Here is a 24,698-nt window from a genome sequence, read left to right on the forward strand (position 1 = left end):
CACAATGTCGGGGCCGGTGCCTGCTTGATCGTATTCGACCGTGTTATCTCCAAGACTCATCGTCGCCATTGTTTGTTCTCCATATCGCCATCAAATTCGGATAAATTTTCAGAAGTAGTTTGCTCAAAGGAAGAAATTAGATGCAAGACGAAACCCTCCGCATCAACGCAGACTTTAACGATCAGGTGGTTGTTCATACAGACGATAAGGACTGGGTCTCTTCACCTAGCTCGGGCGTTGATCGCATCATGTTAGATCGGATTGGCGGAGAAGTTGCGCGTGCGACCAGCATTGTTCGCTTTGCACCTGACAGCGACTTCCCCCTTCACACTCATGATGGTGGCGAGGAGTTTTTGGTGCTGGAGGGTACGTTCTCTGATCAGGCTGGAGACTTCGGCCCAGGATCCTATCTCCGTAATCCTATCGGCACATCCCACGCACCTTTTACCAAAGAAGGCTGCACGATTTTGGTGAAGCTGTGGCAATTCCAAGAGGGCGATGCGGAGATTGTAAAGCTCGACACCCACGCGGCAGGGTTCGTCCCGGGCATGGTTGATGGGCTCAGTGTTTTACCCCTGCATCAGTTCCTAACCGAAAGCGTCGCCCTGGTGCGCTGGCAATCCGGCACCCAGTTCAATCGCCATACCCACTTTGGCGGCGAGGAAATTTATGTGATTGAGGGCACCTTCCAAGACGAACACGGTACCTACCCCCAAGGCAGTTGGATTCGCAGCCCGCATATGAGCGAGCACACCCCGTTCTCAGACGAAGGATGCTTAATCTACGTTAAGGTCGGGCACCTATTGGCTGAGCATGGGACATTAAGCGCGCCAACCGAACGATAAATCAAAGCCCGAACACAATCGGCGCCAGGAAATACATGGCTGCGAAGCTGACTAAGATCGCGACGATATTCAGCCAGAACCCAGCCCTCACCATATCGCCTAAGTGCATGTCTTCGTACGAGAAGACAATCGCGTTGGGCGGCGTTGCAACCGGCATCATGAAGGCCATGGATGCGCCCAGGGCGACGGGAATGGCGAGCATCCTGGGGTCAAGCCCCAGGCCAACCGCCACAGCGCCCAAAATAGGCAGGAACGTCGCGGTTGAAGCCGTGTTCGACGTAATCTCCGTCAGGTAAACAATTGCCACCGTGACGATGAAGACCAACGCCCAAGTACTAACATCGAACCCGGATACGCCGCTGCCGATCCACTCTGCAAGACCTGTCCCTTTAAATCCACCGGCGAGTGCCAAGCCACCGCCGAACAGCAGCAACACCCCCCAAGGAACATTGCGGGCGGCTTCCCAATCCAGGGCAAAGTAGCCCTTCTCACGCGAAATTGGCCACGCGAAAAGCACCGTCGCTGCCAACATGGCAATGGCCGTGTCATTGATCGGAAGGCCGGTCCAACTAGCAAGTTGTTTGCGAAATATCCAACCGAAGGCAGCGCAGGCAAAAACGATGGCGACGGCTTTCTCGCCTTTGGACATAGAACCCAGGGAAGCGAGTTCATCCCTGATAACGCCACTCGCATCCCCGATGTTAAGATCACGCACCGGGAAGATCACCCGGGTCAGCAACAACCACGCAATTGGTAGCATCACCAGAACCACTGGCACACCAAGTTTCATCCAGGTGAAAAAATCGATCTGAATGTTGTAGTTGCTTTGCAGGAAGCTCGCGAGCAGCGCGTTTGGCGGCGTGCCGATCAAGGTGCCGACGCCGCCGATTGAAGCCGAATAGGCGATCCCCAGCATCAATGCGACGCCGAAATTGCGTACCATCAAACGGTCGGGTGCTTTCTGAGCGATAAATTCAATCACCGACAAGCCAACGGCGAACATCATGATCGTCGTCGCGGTATTTGAAATCCACATGGACAGAAACGCTGTGGCTGCCATGAAGCCTACGATGATGCCGCCGGGGCTGGTGCCGACAAAGGTGACGATCCGAAGCGCAATACGTTTGTGCAGACCCCAGCGCTGCATCGCCGCAGCCAACAGAAACCCGCCCAGAAAAAGGAATATCAGTGTGTGGCCATAGTTCGCCGCCACCGGCTTCATCTTGGCAATGCCCAAAAGCGGCATCATCGGAATGGGCAGCAGGGCCGTTGCCGGGATTGGCACCGCTTCACCAAGCCACCAAACAATCATCCAGACCGCCAACGCCACCAAGCGCCAGGCTTCCGGTTTCATGCCTTCCGGGGCAGGTAAGAATAGAAGCAGCACCGCGAATGCCGGTCCCGCAATCAGGGCAATAAGACGTTTTGTTGATACGGACTCATCTGGCCCGGGCCCTTCGCCAATACCCAAGGTTGCGTATTCTTCTTCTACAACCGCGTGGCCGTCTTGATCATCCTCGGCCATTGTGGCGGCTCCATAACCTTAAATTTATTAGGAGTATCAGATCATTGTGCAATTTGGGCTGAGTTTCAAGCTGTCGACGCCTTGCCGCCCTGCCTGTGCATCTGGCTGGCGACTTGGGAGTCCGGCAAAAACGGTTCCGCCGCGCTCACCACCCTGATCGGCTTGCCATCGACAAAAGCCTTCAGATTTTCCAGGCTTTCTTGGTAGAAAATTTGGTAATTCTCCTTGGTCACGAAACCGATGTGCGGGGTTGAAATGACGTTGGGCAGAAGCCTGAATGGATGGTCGTCTGGCAAGGGCTCAATGTTAAAAACGTCCAGGCCTGCACCGCCAATGGATTGATTTGTCAGGGCGGCGATAAAGGGTTCTTCGTCGACGATTTTGGGACGCGATGTATTGATGAGATATGCGCCCGTCTTCATCAATGAGAGCTCGTGCGCACCGACGAGTCCTTCGGTTTCTTTCGCGTGCGGCACATGAAGGGTGATCGCATCGGAACGCTTGAAAAGATCCTCCTTTGAAACGCATTCAACGTCATGGGGTTTGGTGCGCTCTGGTGTCAGGTTGGGGCTCCAGGCGATGACATGCATGCCAAACACTTGCGCGATTTTGGCGACGGGCTGGCCCATGTTACCGAGCCCAAGGACGCCCAAGGTCTTGCCATCCAACCCCACTCCCAAGCCCCGTTGCCAGCCGCCCTTACGAACCGAGCCGACCTCTTCCAGAAACCCCCGAAACAACGCGAGGATCAGCATCCATGTGACCTCCACCGTTGTCTGATGCAGCGCGTCGGTCGTGCTGACCGTGATCCCAAGCTCATCCGCCGCCGCCAGATCAATCGACCGTGCGTTCCGCATTCCTGTCGCCAGCAGGAGTTTTAGCTTTGGCAGCTTCTCTAAAACCGCGCGCGGAAATTCAGTCCGTTCGCGAATGCGCATAACCACATCAAAGTCGCTCAGCCGAGCGACCAGCGCCTCCGGATCAAAAACATGATCGTCAAACGAAACGACATTTAGCCCCTTAATCTCAGACCAATCAACGATGGACGTCGCGATGGATTGATAGTCGTCTAGGATTGCGAGTTTCATTTTTTACCTAGCCCTATTCCTAGAAAGCTTCGAAAGGATTTTGTCGCCCTAAGATGCGGACAATCGTCACGCCATCGGCTTCAATTCTGTAGTAGATCGAATGCACGCCACACATGCCACGCCGGTATCCGGCATAGATATCGTCAACGGCAGGGTAAAGATTTGGCTGGTCGGCTATTTTCTGCATCTGTGCTAACAACCCGTCGTAATATTCATCAGCTGACCGTAAGCCAAAGGTCAAAATTCCATATTCGTAAAGTTGTTCTAAATCGGCGCTCGCCTTATTACTCAGCCGGTAGCTTGCCATTAGCTCTCAGTCTTTCTTGAACGGTGGCTCTTATTTCTTCCGGTGTCTGATCACTAATTCCGCTTCTTTCGCCTTCAATGAGGGCGGCGCGGATTGCTTCGATTTCAGTGGTTTCAGCCCTTCGTTTTTGGCGTATCAAATCATTAACAAGTTCACTATTACTCTTATATTCGCCCTCAATGTCAGTCTTCTGCTTGAGCCATTGGGCATTGGGGTCAGTAAAAGATATACTTTGGCGGGGCATGGGTTATTCCTATACGAGAAAACAATATGGTGTAATATTGCACCATATTCGCATCAAAATTCAAGTATTACCTACCCAGCTGAGATCAGTGAATAAACATTTACAGCCACGCCGCCGCATCTCCGCCCAACACAGGTGTTGGGCGTGACCAGTGAGGTTGGGTTTCAGATAGTTTGAGAACAGGGCCTAAGTGGCGGAGGGGCCCAGAGGCGGGGGTGGTATCAATCCTAATGGCATTCAGTTCGGTTTCGGATAATCCCATGCCGTCTTCGACCGGGGCGGTCTTGCCTTGGCGGTAGATGAACATGCCCGACTGACACAACGAGACGCGAACAAGGTAGCTGCCGCCTTCCCGCGCCCGCCGGGTCAGAGCCAACAGTGCGCCATAGGCGCCTAAATAACCCGTGGTGTAATCACACGCGGCAGCGGGGAGAAGCTTGGGTCGGTCTGGGCTGCCTTCTTGGCAAATACCGGTTACGGTCTGGCCGACTTGTTCCCATCCAGGGCGGTGGCTAAACGGGCCGTCCGCCCCAAAACAGCTGATCGAGAGAGAAATAATGCCGGGGCGAAGTTCGGCCAGTTGCTCAGCTCCGAACCCGAGATTTTCTAGTATGCCCGGACGGTAGCCTTGCGAAAACACATCGGCCCCGCGCACGAGTTCCTTTAATTCGGAGACACCTTCGGTGGTCTTTAGATCAATAAAGCAGCTGCGTTTGCCATGGCTCGTATCCATCACGTGTTCGTCGACCTGGGGCAGATGTTCAGCCGCAACCATCAATACGTCCGCGCCGTTTTCGGCCAGGGTACGGGCAGCAATGGGGCCTGCGAGAATGCGGGTCAGGTCGAGGGTGCGAATACCGCTCAAGGGTAGAGCTCCGTCAGGAAAGGGCTCAGGGTCGCTGTCACCGATCTTGATGATCTCGACAACGGGTTTCGCCTGAAGGGCTTTGCCGTGCGGATGTTCCAACCATTCAGCGTTGCTGCGCACCATCGCACCGCAGCCCCCGGCTTCATCAATGGCGGCCTCCAGATCCAACGCGTCCCAGGTCGCGACCGCCTTGGCGACAGATTCCGGTGTCGCTTCACACCCCAGCACTCCCTGCACCCTTGCCTGCAAGTGCGCCAGGCTGAAATGCGGCAGGAACCAGCGACCGTCTTTGGTCGGCCAAGGTTGCGTCATCGCCCGGGTATCTGAACTCGTTTCTGCAGCCACAAGCGCGTAAGTCCCATCTGCTCCCGGTCGCTGCATATAAAGCGTACTGCGCAAGGCAGCCGCCGCGTGGCGCGTATCGATGGTGACGTTCTGGCGGCGCCCGGTCTTTAGGTCCCAAATGTCAGACACGGCGACACCAATGCTGGCCAGCACAGATGCTGCTGTATCGCCGATCTTAAATCGGGTGGAATAGACAGGATCAGCGCCGGTGATTGTGACCTCGCCGTCAGGGGGAAGGTCCCCTCCTCTGACGTCCATAAGTTCCGCAAACGATCCTGTCATAGCTTTATCCTTTAAGCGTACTTTTCCCTGGCCTTTAAGCGTATTTTTCTCTGGCGAGCCCAAGTCTAACCACGGGGGCCATTCCTGCACAGAAGAACATCGCCAGACACAATGCCAAGGGCGTCCCCGACGTAAAGATGCTGAGCAATATCCCGCCAATCGCACCAAACAGAACACGTGTCGCCCCAAATAACGCCGCCGCAGCGCCGGCATTGCGCGGGTAACGATGCATCAAGATCGCATTGCAGTTCGCCGATACCATGCCATTGATGCCGACAATAAAAAGCGTTGGAACCAATATTCCATAGATGCCGAAGGTGCCTGTCCCCCCCAAGACCAATAATCCAATTGCGCCAAGGGCACCTGACATTTGGCCAGCCGTGGTCATCTGCGGAATCGTATAACGCTTCAACAGACGAATGTTGAGGTAGGATGACAACAACAGACCGAATACGTTGATGCTAAATAACGCGCCGAACCATTCCGGCGGCACACCGTAATAGCTGATCAAAACCATCGGCGACCCGGTGATATAAACGAACATCGCCGCCGTTGTTAACCCACCGCCAATGATATGCCCGACCGCATACCGGTCTTTCAGAATATGGCTATAAGCAATGAAGGCGGCCGCTAACTTCAGGTCTCCCCGGCGCTCCGGCGGCAGGGTTTCCTTCAACATGAAAAACGTCGCCGACAAACACATCGCGCCAAATATTGCCAAGCCAAGGAAGATCCCGCGCCAATCACTATACAGCATAATCTGGCCGCCCAAGGTCGGGGCAACCAGGGGTGCGATCCCCATCACCATATGGATCATGGAGAGGACCTTGGCCGCATCCACACCCGCAAATAAATCTCGCACAATGGTTCGACCCAAGACCGCGGCAGCGCCCCCGCCGATCGATTGAAAAATGCGCATCAGGAACAGTTCTTCGACGGTCGCAACATATGCTGACATGACCGATGCGATGAAAAAAATTAACAGCCCCGACAAGATCACCATCCGCCGCCCAAATCGGTCGGAAACAGGACCATAAATCAGCATTCCGACGGCAAAGCCCAACAGGAAGACGCTGACCGTGCGCTGGATCGCCGCATCCGATGTCGCCAGCCCCTTGGCAATGTCGGGAAGCGCCGGCAGGTACATATCAATCGACATCGCGCCAATGGCAACCAACAGCGCCAACAGCACAATCATCCGCACCCGCGCGCCCCGCGTCGAAACCATTTTTAAGTTTTCAGAGGAGATCTCATTCATTACGGCAAACTGACACGGCCAGTATGGCGGCGCAAACCCAAAATCGGTGCCTAAGGGCGCAACACCCGTCGGAGTACTTACTCCTTAAACGACCGCACCGCGAAGATAACAAACATTCCAGCGGACAGCACGTTGATGCTAAAAAGTATCGAGATTTCTAGGTATTTCAGTGAAGACATCGCAAACCCCCAACTGTTTAGGGCAAGGAAGAAGAGGTCCGTGGCTTCCATCAAAATCGCAAGCATAATAAACATCACGCCGACATTATGCGAATATTGATCAAACTCGGCGACAGACTCAGGAATTGTATCCGGGTAAATTTTTCTCAATAAATAAATTCGATGTTCAAGGAACACCCCGAAGGCAGCGATCAGTATGGCGATGTTTTCTTCCAGCGCGACCTCGGTTGGAATAAAATTCATACCCATATTATCGGCTAAGAATTGAACCTGCTGAGTCATAATTCCAGCAGCACCCAACAGGATCACCAAACTGATAAAACAAAGCGTAAAGTGATTACCGGCAACACGATAAATCATGAGTAATTCCAATCAGCCCCTTTAATTTTCAGCATGGGGAGGCAACACTGACGAAGCCCCAACCTGAGTACTGATCCCATTCCTTTTTTCCCTTGGCTTTGGCGATCTTTTTAAAATAAGCGCGCACGGCATCTCGCTTGGTGATCTTCTTATATTTAATAGCCGCAGCGGTGAAACCGGCAACCAGGGGCGAAGAAAAAGACGTGCCGGACATCGCCTTGCTGCCACCAGGGATAGCCGTCCAAATTTTGACGCCAGGGGCGGTAAATTCAACATACTTACCCGCCGACGAAAACCGTGCGACGGTGTCATATTCGTCGGAGGCCGCAATCGCGATGACCGGTGGATAGGCCGCCGGATAGCTTTTCTTTCGGGTGAAGGGGCCATTATTTCCGGCCGACGCAACCATGATAATGCCAAGCTTATCCGCATGCTCAACAGCCTTCCGCACCAGCCTATTTGACGGGCCACCGATGCTGAAATTAATCACCTGTACTTTCTGCTTGATCAGCCAATTGATCGCCTTGAGGATGCTTTTCGCGCTGGCCCTGGATCTTCCCTTTTTTGTTCGGTGAAATACGTTGGCGGCACTCAGATGCGCGCCTGGCAACAAGCTGCCATATTTCTTGCTGCCCACCAGCATCGACGCCACTGCCGTTCCATGCGAGATCGAAGACATCTTTTGGCCTTTGCGGTGGAAGGAGCGGAAGGCGAGCTTGCTGGCCTTAAACGCCGAATGCTTGGTATCCACACCCCCATCGACCATGCCCATCCGAATGCCGCGACCACAACTGGATTTGGCCTTGCCCCACTTCGCCGCCCGTCGGCTGACATAGTGGGATCTATTTTTAGCGGCCGCATGTTGTTCAAAATGGTGATGAACGTCTGAGATGACTTCTGGATGGCGCTGTTCGTGCAGGTGGCGGGCGTGAAAAGGATGCGCACCACTGTCGATTTTCATGTGATACAGCTTTGAGCCCATGCCGTCCAAATGAGTGATATCGATGATAGAAAGCCCTAATTCTGAAAGACTAGATTCGTAATCCGGCGGTGGGTCGAGCACCAGAAACTCGCCTTCATGATGGACATTATCGTCCTCATGGCGCGCTAATTCATGGACCGGCGGGAGTTTGGTATTTGCGCCGTCATCCGGGGTTTGAGCACAACCTGTGAGATACAACCCAGAGAGCGCAATACAAAAGGCAACGGGACGACTGATTCTTGCAAATATACGCACTTTAATTGCCTCCCAATAATATTTTTTATTTAAATTGGTATGGCAATTATACTTATCTATTCGCGCTCAAATATCAATGTGAGGCAGTGATTCTTCCCAAAATACTTAGTTTTCAACCGGCTTGATCGTCCGAAGATAAGCGACGACCGCATCGACATCCGCTTCTGACATTTGGCTATAACATCCAAAACACATCGGCGGGCGAAGCTTGGTGCCGTCATGCCGCACGCCTTTTGTAATTGCGCGCTTGATTTGGGCATCGGTCCAGTCGCCAATTCCTGAGTTCTTATCAGGGGTGATGTTCGGGGAAACGCTTTCGCCCCATGGCCCAGGGAAGACCCGACCGCCCGCGCCAAACTTAGCAAGAACCATTCTGCCTTTCACAAACGGCGTGTGACATTCCATGCAGTGGCCGATCAGAACAAGGTACGCGCCAAAAGCAATCTGTTTGCTGGGTGAAACGTCGGCGACTTTACCGGCTGGCTTCTGAGCTATGAGCTTCATGCGATAGACCGATTTTGGGGTGCTGTTACGGATTGGCTTCACCGTCCGCAGGTAAGCCACAATCGACTTCACGTCGTGGTCGGACATACCATTGTAGAATTCGATCGCCATCGGCGGGCCGATCACGCTGCCATCGGGACGCGTGCCTTCCCGAATCGCCGTAATGAGTTGGGCATCGGTCCACGTACCAATGCCGGTTTCCATGTCCGGCGTGATATTGGGCGCGTACGACTTGAACGGAGCCTTGTCGTCGCCAAAGCTATTGCCGCCTGCCAGGTACTTACCTTTCATCGGTCCGCCCCATGGCGTGTGGCAATTGCCGCAGCCGGCAATGCCTTCGGTAAGATACTTGCCGCGCTCAACCAAAGAACTGGCTGAGGCCGAAGGTGCCAGGACGACGGCAAAAAATCCAACCAGCCAAATTATCAATACTGATCGACGATAGTTAAAACTCATAGCCCCCCCCTTTGAGCACCTGGAATTTAAAGGCTAAGAACTTATCAAAAAAATTTCAACTATTAAAATTTGAAGACACTGCAAACGGAAACCCGTGCAAAAATATGCAGTGCCAAAACTATAAATTATAGGGTGGGGTGAAAATTGGTCGGGGAGGAAAATCATTACCCCCTCAGATCTTCTCGCCTAGAACACGACGAGAAGAACTGATATAATTGAGATAAGACGAACAATTATATAGGGCCTAGCAACTAAGATGGCCATCAACGACTTTATAAGTTCCTATTCAAAAGATGAAATTACCGATCCTCTGCTTCTAGAATTTCTAGATGCCGTCGGCGGCCAAGGATATATAGATTTTGAAGTCCTACAGAGTAAGGATTTCATGAAATATTGGCCAAACATATCAATTCATAGGTATGAGGATGAGGACTTCACGTATATCCACTTTGGCACGCAACTGGTTGAGCATATGAAATGTGAGCGAACAGGAAAACGGGTGCTAGAGTTAACCGATCATCCCCGTAAGGAAGTCCTATTTGATGCTCTAATGGAGGTCCATAAAAATAAGAAACCCATGTACACCGTCGGCAATCTAAAGATCGACGGTAGAGAACATAAGCAATGGCAACAGGTAAAGATGCCTATGCAGCGTAATGGAGGAATGAATGAGGTTCTGAGCTTTATCGCTTATAAACCGTACGAGAACTGATGCTAACGCAGTTCCCCAAGTTCCTTCTCAACCAACTTGATTCCGTCCAGCAGCCCCTTACCGCCTTCATGTCTACGCGTGCAGGCATATCCTACACACACTGACACGTGCGCGGTAAATTTATTTATTGTTTTCAAAAAGTTAGAAGAAATGGTCGGGGAGACAAGATTCGAACTTGCGACCCTCTGGTCCCAAACCAGATGCGCTACCAGGCTGCGCCACTCCCCGACACAGAGGATATTGGGCAGACTTCTAGGAGGTTTAAGGGATATTGGCAAGACCTGAAATTAGCCTCTAATTTTTACAAACCTTCAATATAACTGGTGACTTGCTCCATAACGCCTGGGAGGCGCGGTACTAACTTAGTAATCGTGTCCCAGTCGTCTGTTTTGCCAGCCTTCTCTAGTTCCGTACAAATATCGGCCAGTTCGTTGGCGCCAACTGCCCGTGACGACGATTTGAGTTTGTGAGAAGCAGATGCGACATCGGCGGCTGATTCCTTTTCGAAACCAGCTTCGATGTCTTTAGTATTATCTGTTGCCGGGCCAATGAAGTCATTGAGAATCTCGCGGAAGGTATCAGGGTCATCGCCGAACACAGATTTCAAGGCGGACGGATCAATCACGCCGTTGCCATTATCCGGGGGATCATCGTTTTGCGACTCATCTTTAGGCTCAGGCTCCGCGTGCTTGATCTTGAGTTCTGAGCTAGGTGCCGCCTCTGGCATCCATTTGGTGAGCGCCGCGCGCAGCTTGGAAATCTCCACCGGCTTGGAAAGGAAATCATCCATGCCGACTTCGTAGCAGTGGTCCACCTCTGCCTTCAGGGCGCTGGCGGTAATCGCAATGATAGGCAGGCGTGTATCTGTCCCAACCTCGCCGCGGCGCACAGTTTCCGTTAATCCAAAACCATCTAAATTTGGCATATGGCAGTCTGTCAGCAAAATCGCATAGGATTTCTTGGACAGGGCAACCAAGGCATCTTTGCCATCGTCCGCAATTTCGGCTGCGTAGCCCAAGTTATTCAACTGACGCAGTATGACTTTCTGATTGGTAAGATTATCCTCGGCAAACAGGATCAATTGGCCCGCGGCCTCGGCTTCCTCCACTGACGGGGGTTCGAAGATAATTTCAGAACCGTCCACTTCATCGTACTCAACCTCAAGACTGGCGCGTCCTACGGCAACTGCAAAGCTACGATTAAACGAAGCACGTCGGTTCGGGCTGGTTTCCACATAGACCGTATTATCAAATTCTTGCAGGCCGTCCTTTGTCCGAACCCGCGTGCCAAGAACAAAGGCGGTGTCTTTGATTTCCGGTCGGGACTGAATTTCTGAAATGACTTCTTGTCCCCCTTGTTCCAAATAAACGCCGGACATGTAAACAACCGTCACGACATCTTTGTTCTTGGCAGACTTTTCAACTGCATCAGGAATTTCACCGATGTCTTCCAACACCGTCACGGTCGCTCCCCAGCTCCTCATGTAATCCAAGATGAGGGGATTTTGTACGATCCCTATGATATTTACATCGCTCAGGTCTTGTTCATTGCGGGTAAGCTTTTCATCCTCTGCCAGCGGTAAGGTCAGGGTAACACTGAAGGTCGATCCTTCATCAATGACGCTTTCAACATCGATCTGGCTGTCCATCATTTCCGCCAGCCGTTGGCAGATCGTCAGGCCCAGTCCGGTTCCGCCGAAACGGCGAGTGGTCGAACTTTCTGCCTGCGCAAAGGCGGTGAACAAACTCGCCTTGCCTTTTTCCGTAAGGCCGATACCGCTGTCGATAACCTTGAAGCAGATTTTCACTTCATCTGCCGCACTCACCTCCAACAAATCAGCGCGCATCAAAACGCCGCCTTCCTCGGTGAATTTGACCGCATTGCCAACCAAGTTGAACAATATTTGCCGAATTCTAACTTGGTCGCCCAGAACCGCATCGGGTATCTTCGGATCAATGAATGTGCGCAGCCAAATTTTCTTGGTTCTTGATGTTGCAGATAAAGTTTCGGCAACCCCCTCGACTATTTCACAGATTGAAATTGGCAGCAGTTCCAGGTCCAACTTTCCCGACTCGATCTTGGAGAAGTCTAGAATATCGTTGATGATGGTCAGCAACGCGTAAGCCGAACTGCGAACGATTTCCACCATCTCCCCTTGATCAGAATCCAATTTTGTCTGTTGTAGCAGATCGATCATGCCGATCACGCCATTCATCGGCGTGCGAATTTCGTGGCTCATGGTGGCGAGGAATTCGGCTTTTGCTTCGCTCGCCTTCTCGGCCAACACCTTGGCATGAGCCAAAGACTCTTCGATCTGCTTGCGCTCTGTAATGTCGATGGCAACGGAAACGGTCCCGCCTTCGTAGGACGGGGCTTGGCGCAGTTCAACCGTTCCATTCGGCGTTGTGACCTCAAATGTCGCCGCCGTATTATGTCGAAACTTGGCCATTCTTTCGGCGACAAAATCTTCTGGATCAAGGGGGCCATAATCGCCGCGCTCAGCAAGAAATTTAATAACCTCGGAAACGGGTTTGCCGATTTGAATTAGCGCGTCAGGAACATTCATAAGTTCCCGATATCGATCATTAAAGAGGGTATAGTTAAACGCATTATCGATCTGATAAATGCCGTCCGTCATGTTATCCAACGCAAGACGAAGCTGACTTTCGGCACGTTTACGTTCGGTAATATCGGTGGTGGTGACAACAAACCCGCCAGTTGGGACCGGGTTGCTCAAAATGTTAATGGAGCGACCATTTATTCGAACCATGTCGCGTTCCCAAGCTTCGGTCATACGTGAGGGGTCCTTCACACGTTCGAGCATTTCCTCCCAGTTTTCACTATGATCTTTGCGCATTGTCGCGCCGACAATGTTATCGAAGGATTCGTTTTCTTTTAAGAGCCCTTCTGGAAGATCAAATTGTTCTCGATAACGATCATTGTAGCTCACCAACTTCCACTCGCTATCATACATGGTAATTCCCTGACCCAAGTTTTCCATGGTCAGATTAAGAATTCGAGTTTGTTCAGCGAGTGCCTGCTCCACGATATTACGATGTTTGATTTGATTGCTCAGGCTACGGTTCCAGAGAATGATCACAAAGATGACCAAAACCACAACCACACCGACCTGTGCCGCCGTCTCCAGATCGATTCCGGTATCATAACTCACCGATACCCATTTAGACCGGATTGCGCTTTCTTCCTCCGGCGTAATAGAGGCCAGTGCTTTGTTGATGATCGACACAAATTCTGGCCAATCCTTGCGCACCGCAAAGGACATACCGGGCAATTCAAAGCCTGTGGGAGCCGCCACTTTCAGGTTAGAAATATTGTGCTTTTTTATAAGGAAGGTGCTGACCGCCAGATTAATTGCCGTGGCATCTGCTTTCCCCAGGGCCACGGCGTGGAGTGCTTCCAAGGGCGAATTAACCGAGAGTACATTTGTGTTCGGATATTTGGCTAAGGTTGCATGGGTAACCGCGTATCCTTTGGGCAGGGCAATCTTACGCCCCGTTAAATCACCCAGCCCTGCAACAAGGGGGTGGTCATCCAGGGTCACAATAACAACAGGGAATGCCATGTGCGGGCGAGAAAAATTCATGAACTTGTCACGCTTCGCCGTTTTAGTGGCGGCAGGGAGAACATCGATAGATTGCGCCTTGATACCGGCAATGACCTGTTGCCAATTTAATCCCGGAACGGCCTTCATGGTGAGGCCCAACCGTTCAGAAACCAGCCTTATGTAATCCGAGGCCATGCCCGCATAGGCTCCATTGCCGTCTATATATTCAAACGGTGGATAGTCAGGGTCCACACCCAAGCGAATATTTTGATGAGCGGCGAGCCATGCCTTTTCTTGATTTGTTAAATTTAGTTTTGGACGAGAAGTCTTAGAAACATTCGCCGCCTTGATCCAACGTTCCCGAATGCCCTCGATGGTCTCAGGTGAGATTGCATCCATGGCTTTGAGCAAAATGGACGCAAGCAGAGGTGTCTCCTTTCGCGTCGCAATTTGGAGTTGGCTGAAGTTGGAGCCGCCCAGTTTCACCTCTCCGGAAAGCGCAAGCCCCGTCATCATCTCCCGCGCCATGAGATAATTAAATACAGCCAATTCTCCCACGGCTGCATCCGCCTTGCCAAAGGTTACAGCCTTCATGCTTTCGTCTGTATTTTTAACCAGATGAAGTTTGATCTTCGGATAATCCCGCTTCAAAATTTCTTCGTAAAAGAACCCCTTGGGCAAAGCGACGGTCTTGCCGATCAACTGGTCCAAATTGTCATAGGGTTTTTCCTGGCGACTTAAAATCGTGTTCGGATTGAAAGCATAAGGCTTGGTATAAAGAAGGTAGTTCTGACGTTCCGGCGTCTTTACAATATTCAACATGATGTCGAGGTCGCCGCTCTTCATCATGTCGAGGAATTGGTTCCAAGTCGGGCCGGTGACGTAATCCACCTTGGCACCGATCATAGATGCCAGCTTGTTCATATAGTCGATGGAAAAGCCCCGCGGTTTCCCGTCCCCAAAAAAATTGAACGGTGGCCAGTCGTCTTCGTTATGAACCCGAAGCACCGGATGAGCCGCCAGCCATTTCTTTTCCGCATCCGTAAGATTTAATTTACTGTCGACTTTATCGACATCTACAACCACCTTGGGATCGGCAATTGACGCCCAACGTCGTTCGACCTCCTGACGTTCCTCTGCCGTCACCAATGCCATTCCTTCATTGATGATCTTAATCAGTTCCCGATTGCCCTTGGTGGCGGCAACGAACCAATTACTTCGATAGAGGGGCGTCTTATTTGGCGCCTCGAAGACATAACCAAGGCCGGCTTTTTGAAGATGGAAAATAGCGGTCGGCGTATCAGCGGCGAAGACCTGAAGTTTTTCCTCACGCAACGCCTTCATAAGGTCGTCGTAGTTCTTGAACCCAACGATGGTCCCACTCGGCAATTTCTTTTTTAGGAAACCCTCCACATAATCACCCGCCAGGACCCCCACCCGATAGGCAGTCAAGTCCTCCACCGTTTCAATATGCGGCAGGTCTTTATGAACGAAAAAGTTTGTGTCGGTTTCGGTTAGGCGGGAACCGTATTCAAGATACTTGGCGCGCTCATCGTTGAAAAACAACCCGGCATGGACGTCTGCCTCCCCCGCCCCCACCATGCGCAGAGTCTCGGCCCAGGTCGCTGCTTTAAAGTCAATTTTTATGCCCGTCTTTTCTGACCACAGGTGCCACAGGTCGATGATCATACCCGCAGCCTTGCCATTCTGGTCCCTGAAATGGAACTGAACGCAGTCAGCGCAGTAAGCAACGGAAATTCGATCCGGCTTGGCAGCTTCGGAAATTGAAGGTAGCCCGAGGGCAAACGACCATAAAATAAATCCCGCCAAGAAACTGCGTAACAGCGACAGTCCGAAATCGGATTTACGATGATCAACCAAAGTCACGTACCCCTAAAATGCACATGTCCCCTCATCTTAATCATAAAGTTCTCGCCTGAAAGCTCTTTATCTGAAGGGCAACCTTTCGGAACTGTATTGGAATGGACCCGTTCAGCAGCTAAAATCCCCGGAACTTCACCTTTTTACAGCGCTCTCCAACATGCACTATAATAGGTCCCCATGATCAAACCCATGACCCAACCCTCTGCTAAACAAGACCTAGACGATGAAGATCTCCCGGCGCAGCCCCTGCCCAAAGACGCACGGCTGTACCTGACCAAGGATGGATTCTATCGCCTTGAAGCCGAATTGGCGGAACTGGTCAAAGTTGATCGCCCGAAGGTGGTCGATACTGTTTCCTGGGCCGCCGGCAATGGCGACAGGTCTGAGAATGGCGATTACATCTACGGTAAAAAGCGCTTACGTGAAATCGACCGCCGCATCCGGTTTCTCACCAAACGATTGGAAAATGCCAACGTTGTTGATCCTGAAGAACAGACCCAACATGACCGTGCCTTCTTTGGTGCAACAGTAACCTATGTCACCACAGACGGCAGCGAGGTTGAAAATACCGTGACCATTGTTGGGGTGGACGAAGCCGAACACGGGCCGGGGCGCGTTACCTTGGTATCACCTGTTGCCAGGGCTTTACTGCGCACAGAAGTTGGTGACGAAGTTTATATCCAAACCCCGGCGGGGAATACGCTCATCGAAGTGACTGAGATTAGGTACGGTTAGAATGTCTAAAATTCGTCCCATGACCGCGGTTGAGAAAATTCTCGCGCGTGCCTCCGGCAAGGAAAGCGTCAGCCCCGGCGACATCGTCTTTCCCGATCCCGAAGTGATTATGATCCACGACGCGTTGGTTCTTCCCAGCAAGCACGAATTGGACAGCCTCGGCATTGATCGTCTTTATGATCCGAGCCGGGTCGTCGTCGTCACCGACCACGAGGTTCTTTATACCTGTGCCCGCGCGGCAGAGATCGGCGCGACGGTGCGTGAAGCCGTCCGCGACTGGAAGGTCGAGCAATTCTACGATGTCGGCCAAGGCGGTCATGGGCACATATTTTTGGATGAACGCGGCATCATCCTTCCCGGCATGTTCGTCTTCGACAATGACCGCCACTGCACCACCCACGGTTCCATCGGCGCGTTCGCGTTAAGAGCTGGCGGAGAGATCACCCGGGTGCTGGCGACGGGAACACTATGGACGCAAATTCCAAAGTCCATTCGCATGACCATGACAGGGAAGCTCAAGCCCGGCGTCTTTGCCCGCGATGTCGGCTTTCAGATGGCAAAGGATTTGAAAGCCGGCGGTGCCTATGGTGTCGATATGGATTACCGGGTTCTGGAACTGACCGGCCCCGGCTTGGATCAATTCAATTGGGATGGCCGGGTCGCCTTGACCACATCACCGACAGAGGTCCGCGCCATTGGCGTATTCATTCCGCCGTCCGAAGAAATGCTCGCCCAAATTCGCGCCATTGCAAAAAAACCTTTTGAGCCCGTTTATAGCGACCCTGACGCTGAATACGACGCCGACCTGACGATTGACCTCGGCAACGTCGAACCGCAGGTCGCATTAACCGGCGGTGCCGCCAACGGCGTTGATGTTTCCGAAGTTGTAGGGACACCTATTAACCACGCCTTCATTGGGTCCTGTGGATCAGGTAAATGGGAAGACCTGGAAATCGCCGCATCGGTCCTGAAAGACAATCACATCGCCCCTGGGGTTCGAATGTTTATTGTTCCCGGCACGGAAGATTCCAACAAGCGTCTTCGGAAAGAAGGCTTGCTGGATATTTTTTATGACGCGGGGGCGATGATGCTGCCGCCAGGCTGTGGGCCGTGCAATGCTGGCAACATGGGGCCGGTGCATACAGGCGAGGTTTCAATTTCAACAGCCTCTACCAATCTGCATGGCGACATGGGAGAAGAAGGCTGCGAACTGTTCTTGGCGAGCCCAGCCACCGTCGCGGCATCCGCCATCACAGGCAAAGTCACCGACCCCCGAAGCAACGACGCGGTGGTTAAATTTTCTGAGGAACACCAGAGATGAGTGACTTTAACTGGTGCCTGAAGGGTCGTGCGTACACGCTCGGTCACAACGTCCCTCACCCCGGCGTGGTCATACCGCCATGGCTGATTTCTGGACGCTATCTTGATGCGAAAGACTTGGTGCCGCATCTTTTTGAGCAGATTGATCCCGGCTTTCATGAACGTTCAAAACCTGGCGACATCATCGTCGCGGGCCGTAACTTTGGCATGGGGCCAAAGATGAATGGCTACGTCGCGATGGAGGCCTTAGGCCTTGGTTTGGTCGCCGACTCGATGCCCTTCTTAGGCTACCGTGCTGCGGTCGGTTGTGGCCTTCGTGTGCTGGCCGACTGTCCCGGCGTCATCGATCAAGTGGAAATGGGGGACACCTTGGAAGTGAACTACTTAACCGGCGAATTCACCAATCACACCCAGAACATCGAACTCACCTTCGCCCCGGTGCCAGAAGCCCTGCAGGAAATCATCGCGCTCGGCGGGAATAAGGGGTGGCTAAAAGATTGGTGGGAGAAGAACCGGGATACGCCCAGTTAAGGCGCTAGCTCCTTATACATCACATAAGCATCCACGAACCCAAGCCTTGCGTGCTTAAACGCGCCTGTCAGGGTGCCGACGATTTTGAATCCTTGGCTTTGCCAGAGTCTGACCGCGCCTTCGTTGGTTGAGATAACCAAGTTGTATTGCATGGCGGTGAAGCCTTGAGCCTGGGCTTCTGATTGAGAGTGTTTGCACATCTCTGAGGCGACGCCTTGGCCGCGGGCGTTTTCCGAGACAATGTAGCCGCAGTTGGCGACGTGCGCGCCGAGGCCGGGCTGATTTGGTTTGATGTAGTAGGTACCGAGAACGTCTTCGTTCTCATCAACGACGACATAGGTTGCAGACGGCGCATCAATCCAGTTTCGGCGGGCTTCATCCTCAGTGATGTCCATAGGATAGGGATAGGTCTCCCCCGCGCGAAACACGGGTTTAATAATCTGCCAAACTTCTTGCCAGTCTGCTTCTTCGATAGGGCGGGCCTTGATCATAGCAGCTCCTGAAATTATGGAACTATTATTCAATCAGCCCGCCCTACATCATCCAAGGTATTTTACGCGGCTTCCTTCTCAAACTCTGGAAATCCATCCGCACTCTTCGGGTCCCAGGCGTATTCGACGAAGGCATCGTCGAGGGGAAGGCCCAGAACGTTATCGGTCAGGTTACTGAACATCTTCACGCAAACGCCGAGGATAACTTCGAGCACTTGGGATTCTGTGTATCCCGCGTCCAAGAATTCTTCCAATTCCCCTTTATAGAGATTGCCTCTGTTGGTCACGACGAGGCGGGTGAATTTGTGCAGCGCCGCGAGTTTTGGATCAGGAATTACGCCGCGCGTCCGAACCGCTTTTACAATGTCATCGGGCACCTCTTGTTTTTTGGCAAATGATGTATGCCCGGCAACGCAGTACTTGCCGAGGTTTTCGACGCTCGCGGCAATCTGTACAATTTCGCGTTCTGTCGCCGACAAGGATGTTTTACCGAAGTTTTGGTTCAAGGTGACGAAGCCACCTAGAACCGATGGTGTTCCCCCCATAACAGCAAACACATTCGGCGCGAAGCCGAGTTTCTCACTAAGAGCACGAAGGGTTCCGGCACTTTCCGAGGGGGCGGTCTCTGGGGTAAATATTTTTCCGTGTTTCATTTTGATCTCCTATCTTTGGGTTCATGTTTGAAGGACCAAAGAATAGGAACCGGCTTGCCTGGCTGATACCTCAGAAAGTGTAGCAATCTCCTATCGAATATGATGTAATCAACTACACTTTGTGGAGTTAGGGGGCTTCTCAGCACATGGAATACAATCAATTCTGCCCAATTGCGAAGGCGTCTGAAATCCTTGGGGAAAAATGGACGATCCTGATCATTCGCGAATTGTTGGCGGGCAGCACACGGTTTAGCACCCTGCAGCGGGGCCTAGGATTCATATCGCCGACCATCTTGACCAAACGGTTGGCGATGCTCGACGAACGCGGTTTGATTTATCGCAAGCGTATTCCCGGACAGCGGGGATACGAATATCTCGTGACGGAGTCTTGCAAGGAATTGATGCCGATCCTTTTGTCGGTTGGTCATTGGGGCATGCGCTGGGCGCAGTCCAACCTGACCGACACTGATTATGACGTTGGCCTTCTCATGCTTTATTTGGAACGCAGTATCGTGCCGGAAAAACTTCCGGGTTCTGAGACCGTCCTGCATTTTGAGTTTTCCGACCTCAAAGACTCACCCGATTGGTGGATCATCGTTAGCGATGAAAAAATTGATGTCTGCACGATTAATCCTGGAAAGGAAATTGATGTCTACTTCAACACGTCGGTCAAGACGATGGTCAACGTTTGGATGGAACAGGTCACCTACAAAAAGGCCATCGCCGACTCATCTCTGGTCGTCATGGGTCCAACGGCGCTGACAAGAAACGTCACGAGTTGGTTACAGAACTGCGTCTTTACAGACCTGCCTGTCGCCAGTGAGATTACGGGATAAGGCGGGTCGCTCGCTTAAATATTCTCCGCAATCCAATCCGCAAGCACATCGGTGCCGACTTGGCGGTTGTCGGCTTGGGCGTGGTAGTGACCGCCGTCTTCTGATGTTAGGATTTTGAGCGCCTTGTTGCTTGAGCCGATGGCTTCATACAGCTTATGAGCTGAGGCAACGGGAACGACTTTATCATTGTCGCCGTGAACGATCATGAAGGGCGTTGTCATCTTTGGCGCGAGATCAACCATCGAAAACTTTTTGGCTTTTTCAATCGCCGCTTGGGCGTCATCCAAGTGCCCCATGATCCACCGAAAATGGAATGCCGATTGTGGTGTTGATGTCGCGTTACCAGATTGCCGATCAAAAATTTTCTGCTGCCAACCGGCAAGATCCCAATGCAAGGCGCTCATCGCCACACCAATTTTGTAGCGCGGTTCCATCGCTGCGATCCGTGCAGCATAATAACCGCCGAAGCTGTAACCCATCACCCCGACCCTAGCTGCGTTGACCTCAGCTCGGGTCCCAAGATAGTCAAAGGCAGCCGCACCCGCGATTTCATAATCATGCCGCGCATACAGGTCTTGCAGGCGCAGGGTTTCGCCCTGCCCTGGCCCATCAACACACAAGGTGTGCCAGCCCCGTGCGGCAAATTCCAGCCCAGCAAAAAGAATGCTCATTTCCTTGCAGTTATCCATACCGTCGAACACGACAATGGTCGGGGCCGGGCCTGACACTCCTTGCGCCTTCATAAACAAGGCAGGCAGCGTTGTATTTTCATAGGGAACTTCAACCCGCTCCACGTTAGGATGGCGACGCAGGATTCCTGCCTGCTGGCATTCGATGGCTTTACGCCCCAGTTCCTTTTTTTCCGGCCCTGGGTATAAGAAGCGTTCGCCGGTGAAATAATACATCCCCGCGCGTAGAAAATAGTTTCCAGCGGTCATGCGATGACCATTGTTCTCGGCTTCGATTGCGACCTTCTCCAGACGCTCGCCCATAGCGACCCATTCTTCGTTCCAGGCCTCGGGCTCATCTTGGCGGACCCGAAGTCGTTCGCAAATTTGGTCAATCTCGCCCAGCGCAACCGCGCCATACGGAGCCATCCCTTTGGTGACCAAGGCCGCATTGGACCACATCATATTGCCGTCAAAGTGCGCCGTCCAAGAACCATTTACGTTGCTCATCGTTCACTCCAAAATTATTATTTAGAAACAGGTAAGGTGAAGAAAAAGGTGCTGCCGAAATCGACTTCAGAGATATAGTCGATTGTCCCGCCATGCCGTTCAACAATCGACTTGGAAATGTTCAATCCTAATCCCGTGCCACCTTTCTGACGGGTGGCAGACGAATCTACTTGAGTGAACCTTTCGAATAACTGATCGCCAAAACCTTCGGGGATGCCTGGGCCATGATCGGAGATTGAAACCCGTGCGACGCTATTCTGTTGAGCAATAGATATTTCAACTTCGCCACCGCCAGGTGAGAACTTCGCCGCGTTGGAGAGTAAATTGGCAATCACCTGGGACAAGCGACTGCCGTCACCCTCAACCATAACATCCGGAGGCGTTTCTGAAAGAATAAAGATAGCATCATGCTCGTCTGCAAATCCCTTATTGGTCTCAACCGCTTCGGCAACCAATTTCGAAAGGTCGAGCGTTTGGAAATCAAATTCTAAATCGCCAGATTCAAGCTTTTCCATATCCAGAATGTCATTGACCAAATTAATCAGGCGGTCGGTATTCCTAGCCGCAAGGTCTAACATCCCTCCCGCCTTCTCCGGCATCGCACCCACGGCTCCACCAATTAAAAGCCCCAGCGATCCTTTGATTGACGTCAACGGCGTGCGCAATTCGTGACTGACCGTCGAGATGAATTCGCTCTTCATACGGTCAATTTCTTTGCGCTCGGTGATGTCTCTGAACGCCACGACATTGCCCACCAATTCCCCCTCTTTCATGATTGGTTTACTGGTGTACTCAACGGGAAAACTTGTGCCATCCTTTCGCCAGAACACATCATTTGAGTCCGTATAATCTTTGCCATCTAAACGGGCAAGGAGCATGGGGCACTTTTCATTTGGATGGGACGAGCCATCCGGATGGGTGTGATGGATTAATTCGTGTGAATTATTGCCTATTAATTCTTTATCGGTAAATCCAAGCATCTCAAGCGCAGTTGGATTTACAAATGTAAAGCTACCGTCAGAGTCAACGCCGTAAATTCCCTCACCAACTGAATCTAGAATGAGTTGACTATGTTCTTCTGCTGCATGTAGGTCTTCCTCCGCCTTCTTTAAATCTGTGACATCTATACGGATCGTGGCGGTGCCACCGTCCTGAGTTTTGAAATCATGAAGTTGGAAGACGCGACCATCGGCTTGGGTGGACTCAAACGGCTGAGTCGGATTCGTATGATGCCGAATACGATCTTGAATCCATTCTTCACTGGCCGTTGACGGATTATGCTTAGCGCGAATACGAAGGACTTCTTCATAGCTCATTCCTGGCAACAACTCATCAACCTTGCCATTCATCGCTGCTAGGTAAGTCTCGTTACAGATCACCAGCTTGTCTTCTTTATCATAGAAGGCAAAGCCATCTTTAAAGCTACTGATTGCGCCAATTAAAAGTTCGCGTTCCCGTTGTGCGTTCTCCTCACTTTTCTTTAACGCGAGTTCTGCTCTCTTCCTCTCCCTTAATTCAACCGCCTGATCAGCGAGTTTCCTGATGATAACAGGCAATAGACTCATAAAAATCGTCGGTGAAGATTTGGTTATGTAGTGACTAACGCCTATATTTAGGGCCTCGGCTGCAATCGACTCGTCACCTTTCCCCGTCACCATGACGATGGGGAGTTCTGGTTGTTCGGTTAAAATTGCATGGCAAATATTGATGCCATTCATATCCGGGAGTTCATAATCCACAGCCAAAACGTCGTATGATCCGACCGCCCAGGATTTAAGACCTTCCGCCCCCGTCGCCACAGTATCTACGTGGAATCCGCACTGTTCTTCAATAACCGATTTGACGAGTTGGCGTTGTGTTTCTGAATCTTCAATATAAAGAATTTTTGTGTCTGATAAATTACCCATAATAGAAATAATGGTGATTACGAGTCAGAAGGTCAATGGCGTTAAAGATCGTCTCCTGGCGCAACTCTCTTCGCCTCAGGGGCAGAAAGAATTGGCGTTGATTTCATGGCTGATCCCGTCGCCATCAGAACCACCCGTTCATCCTTGCCAATATCGCCACTTTCAAGCCCGCGCTTTAGACCAGCCACGACTGTTGCGGATTCAGGACACGGAAACAGGCCCTCCAAACGAGCAAGAGTGGCGACGGCTTGCATGGCTTCTTCTGTTTCCACGGCGATTGCACAACCCTTGGTTTCTCTCAGCAAGCGAAGCGCTGCTGGACCGCCCGGAGAAGACACTGATTTCAAGCCTCCCGGCGGGACATCCAGGTTCTCCCAAGGCTCAACCGTGTTGCGATTTTCCTGGAACGCCTTAACGATGGGCGCACAGCCGGCGTATTGTACAACCACAAGCCGTGGCGTGTGGTTGCCCTTGACCCAGCCCAGCTGTTTTAATTCTTCGAACGCTTTGAAAATCGCAAGCGCGCCCAAGGCACCGCCTGTCGGATAAACAATCACGTCTGGCAATTCCCAGCCGAATTGTTCGCAGATCTCATAGCCCATGGTCTTCTTACCCTCCATGCGGTAGGGCTCTTTCAGGGTTGAGATATTGAACCAGCCGTGGCGTTCGGCGGCGCGACTGACCATCGGCCCGGCTTCGCTCCACGCACCGTCTAATAGATACGTATCGGCCCCGGCAAACAGGCTTTGTTGCAGGGTCGCGGGCAAGGTATCTTGGGCCAGAAGGTTGACGCATTTTATCCCAGCCCGCGCCGAATAAAGCGCCCACGCAGCACCTGCGTTACCGGAACTGCTGTGGACCACCGTCTCAACACCCAATTCTCGCATGCGACTAACGCAGACGGTTGCGCCCCGGTCCTTAAACGTGCCGGAAGGATTACGGCCTTCGTCCTTGAGGTAAAGGTTGGAACAGCCGAGTTCTCGGCCCAGCGCCGGCACCCGAAGCAGCGGCGTCCAGCCTTCGCCCAGGCTAACAGCTTGGCTTGGGTCAGAAACCGGCAGTATCGGCGCATATCGCCACAATGACGCGGGACCCTTCGTGATGTCTTCCGGCGATACCTCTGAGCGAATCCGGTCCAAGTCATACCGCGCCATCAACACGTCGCCGTCTGTGCTGGGGTTGTTGAAAGGACTATCCCCTGGAAATTGTTCGCCGCTTTCAACACATTCTAGATGCGAGAAATAATTCATATGTTTTTTCCCTATAAGTCGACATTTTAGTGGGATTTGGCAAATTATCGATTACCCATTTGCAATTTTAGCCTATTCCCTTATCGTAGGATTATAAAGATAGGGCAAACAAGGGGAGCAACCCCGTGAACGCACGAC

The 24,698-nt window shown here is 52.1% G+C and carries 21 protein-coding genes and 1 tRNA gene; 6 read left to right on the forward strand and 16 right to left on the reverse strand.

The window, feature by feature from the left end; genetic code table 11:
• The first annotated feature begins 140 nt into the window (after positions 1-140).
• Entirely contained in the window at positions 141-845 is a 705-nt protein-coding gene (locus HOM51_17430) for a cupin (protein MBT5036299.1), read from the forward strand.
• A 1-nt stretch (position 846) separates the two neighbouring features.
• Here the strand turns inward: HOM51_17430 and HOM51_17435 are convergent, their stop codons facing one another.
• From HOM51_17435 to HOM51_17475, 9 genes are all read right to left on the reverse strand, one after another.
• On the reverse strand, positions 847-2,370 hold the full coding sequence (locus tag HOM51_17435) for a DASS family sodium-coupled anion symporter (protein ID MBT5036300.1): 1,524 nt from the start codon (positions 2,368-2,370) through the stop codon (positions 847-849).
• A gap of 65 nt (positions 2,371-2,435) precedes the next feature.
• Positions 2,436-3,458, reverse strand: coding sequence for a D-2-hydroxyacid dehydrogenase family protein (locus HOM51_17440; protein MBT5036301.1), 1,023 nt, complete (start codon positions 3,456-3,458; stop codon positions 2,436-2,438).
• Positions 3,459-3,477: 19 nt separating this feature from the next.
• Positions 3,478-3,765 (reverse strand): type II toxin-antitoxin system RelE/ParE family toxin, encoded by a 288-nt coding sequence (locus tag HOM51_17445; GenBank protein MBT5036302.1) that lies wholly within the window; start codon positions 3,763-3,765, stop codon positions 3,478-3,480.
• Positions 3,743-4,009 carry a type II toxin-antitoxin system ParD family antitoxin gene (locus HOM51_17450; GenBank protein ID MBT5036303.1) on the reverse strand — a complete coding sequence of 89 codons (267 nt, stop codon included), beginning with the start codon at positions 4,007-4,009 and terminating at the stop codon, positions 3,743-3,745. The genes HOM51_17445 and HOM51_17450 overlap by 23 nt, the downstream gene beginning before the upstream one ends.
• Positions 4,010-4,109: 100 nt before the next feature.
• On the reverse strand, positions 4,110-5,480 hold the full coding sequence (locus HOM51_17455; GenBank protein ID MBT5036304.1) for a CoA transferase: 1,371 nt from the start codon (positions 5,478-5,480) through the stop codon (positions 4,110-4,112).
• A gap of 58 nt (positions 5,481-5,538) precedes the next feature.
• Positions 5,539-6,762, reverse strand: coding sequence for a multidrug effflux MFS transporter (locus HOM51_17460; protein MBT5036305.1), 1,224 nt, complete (start codon positions 6,760-6,762; stop codon positions 5,539-5,541).
• Between the two features lie 77 nt (positions 6,763-6,839).
• The gene (locus tag HOM51_17465) at positions 6,840-7,301 is read right to left on the reverse strand and encodes a hypothetical protein (GenBank protein MBT5036306.1); all 462 of its coding nucleotides are present in this window, start codon (positions 7,299-7,301) and stop codon (positions 6,840-6,842) included.
• Between the two features lie 28 nt (positions 7,302-7,329).
• Positions 7,330-8,538 carry a S8 family serine peptidase gene (locus tag HOM51_17470; GenBank protein ID MBT5036307.1) on the reverse strand — a complete coding sequence of 403 codons (1,209 nt, stop codon included), beginning with the start codon at positions 8,536-8,538 and terminating at the stop codon, positions 7,330-7,332.
• Between the two features lie 105 nt (positions 8,539-8,643).
• The gene (locus tag HOM51_17475) at positions 8,644-9,498 is read right to left on the reverse strand and encodes a c-type cytochrome (GenBank protein MBT5036308.1); all 855 of its coding nucleotides are present in this window, start codon (positions 9,496-9,498) and stop codon (positions 8,644-8,646) included.
• A 256-nt stretch (positions 9,499-9,754) separates the two neighbouring features.
• Between HOM51_17475 and HOM51_17480 the strand changes: the two genes are divergently transcribed.
• Positions 9,755-10,210, forward strand: coding sequence for a hypothetical protein (locus HOM51_17480; protein ID MBT5036309.1), 456 nt, complete (start codon positions 9,755-9,757; stop codon positions 10,208-10,210).
• Between the two features lie 151 nt (positions 10,211-10,361).
• On the opposite strand, the gene HOM51_17485 is transcribed toward HOM51_17480, so the two are convergent.
• Positions 10,362-10,438: transfer RNA gene (locus tag HOM51_17485), tRNA-Pro, on the reverse strand.
• 73 nt (positions 10,439-10,511) lie between these two features.
• Positions 10,512-15,662, reverse strand: coding sequence for a transporter substrate-binding domain-containing protein (locus HOM51_17490; protein ID MBT5036310.1), 5,151 nt, complete (start codon positions 15,660-15,662; stop codon positions 10,512-10,514).
• A gap of 174 nt (positions 15,663-15,836) precedes the next feature.
• On the opposite strand from HOM51_17490, the gene greB reads away from it, so the two are divergent.
• Genes greB through HOM51_17505 form a run of 3 tightly spaced genes read left to right on the forward strand, consistent with a single transcriptional unit; the run spans position 15,837 to position 18,245 of the window.
• Complete coding sequence (gene greB, locus HOM51_17495) at positions 15,837-16,394, forward strand: transcription elongation factor GreB (protein ID MBT5036311.1); 558 nt, start codon at positions 15,837-15,839, stop codon at positions 16,392-16,394.
• A gap of 1 nt (position 16,395) precedes the next feature.
• Positions 16,396-17,715 (forward strand): hypothetical protein, encoded by a 1,320-nt coding sequence (locus HOM51_17500; protein ID MBT5036312.1) that lies wholly within the window; start codon positions 16,396-16,398, stop codon positions 17,713-17,715.
• Positions 17,712-18,245 carry a hypothetical protein gene (locus tag HOM51_17505; protein ID MBT5036313.1) on the forward strand — a complete coding sequence of 178 codons (534 nt, stop codon included), beginning with the start codon at positions 17,712-17,714 and terminating at the stop codon, positions 18,243-18,245. The genes HOM51_17500 and HOM51_17505 overlap by 4 nt, the downstream gene beginning before the upstream one ends.
• Here HOM51_17505 and HOM51_17510 read toward each other — a convergent pair.
• Positions 18,242-18,736, reverse strand: coding sequence for a GNAT family N-acetyltransferase (locus HOM51_17510; GenBank protein MBT5036314.1), 495 nt, complete (start codon positions 18,734-18,736; stop codon positions 18,242-18,244). The genes HOM51_17505 and HOM51_17510 overlap by 4 nt on opposite strands.
• Positions 18,737-18,798: 62 nt before the next feature.
• A complete protein-coding gene (locus HOM51_17515; GenBank protein ID MBT5036315.1) occupies positions 18,799-19,389 on the reverse strand; it encodes a carboxymuconolactone decarboxylase family protein in 591 nt (196 codons plus the stop codon).
• Positions 19,390-19,535: 146 nt separating this feature from the next.
• Between HOM51_17515 and HOM51_17520 the strand changes: the two genes are divergently transcribed.
• Positions 19,536-20,225 (forward strand): helix-turn-helix transcriptional regulator, encoded by a 690-nt coding sequence (locus HOM51_17520; protein ID MBT5036316.1) that lies wholly within the window; start codon positions 19,536-19,538, stop codon positions 20,223-20,225.
• 14 nt (positions 20,226-20,239) lie between these two features.
• Here HOM51_17520 and HOM51_17525 read toward each other — a convergent pair whose 3' ends face one another.
• From HOM51_17525 to HOM51_17535, 3 genes are read right to left on the reverse strand one after another with little or no spacing between them, the layout of a single operon-like run.
• Complete coding sequence (locus HOM51_17525; GenBank protein ID MBT5036317.1) at positions 20,240-21,403, reverse strand: alpha/beta fold hydrolase; 1,164 nt, start codon at positions 21,401-21,403, stop codon at positions 20,240-20,242.
• A 17-nt stretch (positions 21,404-21,420) separates the two neighbouring features.
• Positions 21,421-23,310: a response regulator gene (locus HOM51_17530; GenBank protein ID MBT5036318.1), complete on the reverse strand. Its 1,890-nt coding sequence runs from the start codon at positions 23,308-23,310 to the stop codon at positions 21,421-21,423.
• Positions 23,311-23,351: 41 nt separating this feature from the next.
• A complete protein-coding gene (locus HOM51_17535; GenBank protein ID MBT5036319.1) occupies positions 23,352-24,560 on the reverse strand; it encodes a threonine synthase in 1,209 nt (402 codons plus the stop codon).
• Positions 24,561-24,698: the final 138 nt, after the last annotated feature.

This window comes from Rhodospirillaceae bacterium, assembly GCA_018660465.1.
Classification (GTDB): Bacteria; Pseudomonadota; Alphaproteobacteria; order Rhodospirillales; family JABJKH01; genus JABJKH01.